Raw genomic sequence first — 4945 nt, forward strand, 5'->3', positions numbered from 1 at the left:
GCGGTGTCTTCGCGCAGGTCCTCAATCTGCCCGAGGTCGGTGTGGACGACGACTTCTTCGCCCTCGGCGGCCACTCCCTCCTCGCCGTCCGCCTCATCAGCCGCATCCGTACGGTCCTCGACATCGAGGTCCCGCTGCGCACCCTCTTCGAAGCGCCGACCGTCGCCGCCCTCACGAGCCGGCTCACCGGTGCCAGGAGCGCACGGCCCGCCCTGCGCCCGGGCACACGCCCCGAGCGCATCCCGCTCTCCTCCGCCCAGCAGCGCCTGTGGTTCATCAGCCAGCTGGAAGGCCCCAGCGCCACCTACAACGTGCCCGTCTCCCTGCGGCTCTCGGGCGGAGTCGACCGCGAAGCGCTCGGCGCGGCCCTGCGCGACGTGATCGGCCGCCACGAAGTCCTGCGTACGGTCTTCGAGGTCGCCGACGGCCGGCCCTACCAGCGGATCCTGGACCTGGAGGACCTGGCCTGGGAGCTGTCGGCCGCCGAGGTGACACCGGCGGACCTGCCCGCGGCGATCAGGGAGGCGGAGAAGTACGCCTTCGACCTCTCGGTCGAGGCCCCCATCCGCACCTGGCTGTTCGACGCCGGCCCGGACGAGCAGGTCCTCGTCGTCGTCGTCCACCACATCGCCGGAGACGGCTGGTCCATGGGCCCCCTCGCCCGTGACGTCTCGGTCGCCTACGCGGCGCGCCGCGAGGGCCACGCCCCCCAGTGGGAGCCGCTGCCGGTCCAGTACGCCGACTACGCGCTCTGGCAGCGCGAACTGCTCGGTGACGAGAACGACGAGGACAGCCTCATCTCCCAGCAGGTCTCCTACTGGCGCGAGGCGCTCGCGGACGCCCCCATGGAGCTGGACCTGCCCTTCGACCGGCCGCGCCCCGCCGTCGCGTCCCACCTGGGCCACAGTGTCCCGCTGAACGTGCCCGCCGAGGTGCACCAGCGGCTCGCCGCGGTGGCGCGGACCGAGGGCGTGACCACGTTCATGGTCCTCCAGGCCGCCCTGGCCACCCTGCTCTCCAAGCTCGGCGCGGGCACCGACATCCCGATCGGCTCGGCGAACGCCGGCCGCACGGACGAAGCCCTCGACGACCTCGTCGGCTTCTTCATCAACACCCTGGTCGTCCGCGCGGACCTGTCCGGCGACCCGACCTTCCGTGAGGTCCTGAACCGGGTACGCGAGACGAGCCTGGCGGCGATGGCCCACCAGGACGTGCCGTTCGAGCGGCTGGTGGAGGAGCTGGCCCCGGCCCGTTCCATGGCCCGCCACCCCCTCTTCCAGACCGTCCTCACCCTCCAGAACACCATCGACGCGGTCCTCGACCTGCCCGGCGTACAGGCGGGCGCGGCAGCCGCGGACGACGAAGCGACGTCGGGCCGAACGGCCGTGAAGTTCGACCTGGACGTCATGGTCGCCGAGGTCTTCGACGCCCACGGCGCCCCGGCGGGTCTGGGCGGCTCGGTCACCGTCGCCGCCGACCTGTTCGACGCCGCCTGGGCGGGCCGCATCGCCGACGCCTGGACGACCCTCCTCGACACCCTCGCCCAGCACCCGGGCCACCGCCTGAGCAGGGTCGACGTCCTGCCGGAGGAGGAGCGGCGCCGGGTCCTGACCGGCTGGAACGACACGGCGATCGAGGGCCGACCGGCCCTGGTCCACGAGCGGTTCGAGCGGTCGGTGGACCGCATGCCCGACGCGAAGGCGGTCGTCTCCGGCGGTACGTCGGTCTCGTACGCCGAGCTGGAGGCCCGGGCCAACCGCATCGCGCACTACCTCATCGGCCAGGGCATCGACGCCGACGCGGTCGTGGGCCTGTGCCTGCCGCGGGGCGCCGACATGATCGCCGCGATCCTGGGTGTCTGGAAGGCGGGAGCCGCCTATCTGCCGATCGATCCGGCGCAGCCGACGGACCGGATCGCGTACATGCTCCGCGACAGCCGTGCGGCGCTGGCGCTGACGACGGAGGAGATCCTCGACGAACTACCCGCGGGCCGTTCGCGTCTGGTGGCGATCGACGACACGTTCGTGGAGATGCAGCTCGCCGCCGCGCCGGCTCAGAGCCCCGGACGTTCGGTCGATCCGCAGTCGCTGGCGTACGTGATCTACACCTCGGGTTCGACGGGCCGTCCCAAGGGTGTGGCGGTCACGCACGGCGGCCTGGCGAACTACACGGCCTCCGTTCCCGACCGCCTCGGCTTCGGCGATGAGGGCGCACGCTACGCGCTGCTCCAGGCGCAGGCCACGGACCTCGGTAACACCGTCGTCTTCGCGAGCCTCACCACCGGCGGCGAACTGCACATCCTGGAGGAGAGTGCGGTCACCGACCCGGAGCTGGTCGCCGCCTACCTCGCCGACCACGACATCGACCACTTCAAGGCCGTTCCCTCGCACCTGGCCGCTCTGACGGCCTCCGGCATCGAGGCCGTACTGCCCGCGCAGTCCGTGGTCCTCGGCGGCGAGGCCGCTTCGACGGTCTGGCTGCGCGAGCTGCTCACCGCAGCGGGCGAGCGCGCGATCCACAACCACTACGGCCCCACCGAAACCACCATCGGCATCGCGACCACACGGCTCACCGCCGAGGCGATCACCGACGGAACCGTCCCGGTCGGCACACCCATCGCCAACACCCGCTTCTACGTCCTCGACGCGAACCTCCGCCCGGTCGCCCCCGGTGTCGCCGGTGAGCTGTACGTCTCCGGTGCCGGCCTGGCGCGTGGGTACGTGGGCCGGGAGGCTCTGACCGCCGAGCGGTTCGTCGCCAACCCGTACGAGACCGGCCGGCGGATGTACCGCACGGGCGACCGCGCGAAGTGGACGGCGGACGGCCGGATCGCCTTCCTCGGCCGGGCCGACGACCAGGTCAAGATCCGCGGCTACCGCATCGAACCCGGCGAGGTCCAGGGTGTCCTGACCGGCCACCCCCTGGTCGACCAGGCAGCGGTCGTCGCCCGCGAGGACGTGCCCGGGGACCGCAGGCTCGTCGCCTACGTCGTCCCGACCGACATCGAGGACACGAACGAGGAACTCGCCGGATCCCTCAAGGACTTCGCGGCGCAGCGGCTGCCGGAGCACATGGTCCCGTCGGCCGTCGTCGTCCTGGACGCCCTGCCGCTGACCGGCAACGGCAAGCTCGACCGCAAGGCCCTGCCCGCACCCGACTACTCCTCGTCGCTCGCCTCGGGCGGTCGACGGGCGGCAACCCTTCAGGAGGAGATCCTCTGCCTGGCCTTCGCCGAGGTCCTCGGACTTCCCGAAGTCGGCGTCGATGACGACTTCTTCGAGCTCGGCGGCCACTCCCTCCTCGCCGTCCGCCTCGTCAGCCGCATCCGTTCCGTCCTCGGCGTCGAGGTCGGAATCCGAGAACTCTTCGAGGCCCCGACGGTGGCCGGACTCGCCGCCGGCCTGACCGGTGCCGAGCAGGCCCGGCCGGCCCTGAAGGCGGGGGAGCGCCCGGAGCGCGTACCGCTGTCCTTCGCCCAGCGCCGCCTGTGGTTCATCGGCCAGCTGGAGGGCCCGAACGCGGCCTACAACGTCCCGGTGGCCCTGCGCCTCGACGGCGACGTCGACCACGAGGCCCTGGAGGCCGCCCTGCGGGACGTGATCGAGCGCCACGAGGTGCTGCGTACCGTCTTCGAGGTAGCGGAGGGCGAGCCGTACCAGCGGATCATCGCCGTCGAAGGGCTGGAGTGGACCCTGCCCCTGGTGGAGGTCGCTCCGGAGGAGCTCGCCGGCGCGGTCGCCGCGGCGGCCGGACACGCCTTCGACCTCGCGGTCGAGATCCCCTTCCGCGCCTCGCTGTTCACCACCGGAGAGAACGACCGCGTGCTCGTCGTCGCGATGCATCACATCGCGAGCGACGGCTGGTCCAAGCGCCCGCTGGCGCGCGACCTGTCGGCCGCCTACGCGGCGCGCCGCGAGGGCCGCGCCCCCGTGTGGGAGCCCCTGCCGGTGCAGTACGCGGACTACGCGCTGTGGCAGCGCGAGCTGCTCGGCGACGAGAACGACGAGGACAGCCTGATCTCCCGGCAGGTCACCTACTGGCGGCGGACGCTGGCGGACGCCCCCGAGGAGCTTCAGCTCCCGGTCGACCGCGTGCGGCCGGCGGAGCCCTCGCACCGTGGCCACAACATCCCCCTGACCGTGCCCGCCGACGCGCACGCCCGCCTCGTGGAGGTGGCGAGGGCCGAGGGCGTGACCACGTTCATGGTGTTGCAGGCCTCCCTCGCGATGCTCCTGTCGAAGGTGGGCGCGGGTACGGACATCCCGATCGGCTCGGCGAACGCGGGCCGTACGGACGAGGCCCTCGACGACCTCGTCGGCTTCTTCGTCAACACCCTCGTCATCCGCACCGACCTGTCCGGGGACCCGACCTTCCGTGAGGTCCTCGGCCGCGTCCGCGAGACGAGCCTGTCCGCCTTCGCCCACCAGGACGTCCCGTTCGAGCGGCTCGTCGAGGAACTGGCCCCGAGCCGGTCGATGGCTCGGCACCCACTGTTCCAGGTGATGCTCCAGGTGCAGAACAACGCCGAAGCCGTCCTCGACCTCGACGGTGTGCGGACCGGCGGCATCGCTACCGGTGCCGGCACCTCGGTGGCGAAGTTCGACCTGGACGCCTCGGTGGTCGAGACCGTCGACGAGAACGGAGCCCCGGCAGGCTTGCGCGGCTCCGTGGTCGCCTCCGCCGACCTCTTCGACGCGGGGACCACCGAGCGGCTCGTGGCGCGCTGGGCGCGTGCCATCGAGCAGCTCGCCGCAGACCCGCAGCTCCGCCTGAGCGCCCTGGACGTCCTGGACGAGACCGAGCGCGAACAGCTCCTCACCGAGTGGAACGGCACGGCGGTCGAGTTGTCAGCCGGTTCGCTGCCGGAGCTGTTCGAGGCTCAGGTGGTACGGACTCCGGGTGCGGTGGCTGTCGTCTCGGGCGGTGCGGAGGTCTCGTATGCGGA

General features: G+C 72.1%; 1 protein-coding gene. It reads left to right on the forward strand.

The window, feature by feature from the left end; all coding sequences use genetic code 11:
• On the forward strand, window positions 1-4945 hold a 4945-nt coding region (locus BCL76_RS38310), incomplete at both ends, for a non-ribosomal peptide synthetase (RefSeq protein WP_146228531.1).

The organism is Streptomyces sp. CG 926 (assembly GCF_003148825.1).
Taxonomy (GTDB): domain Bacteria; phylum Actinomycetota; class Actinomycetes; order Streptomycetales; family Streptomycetaceae; genus Streptomyces.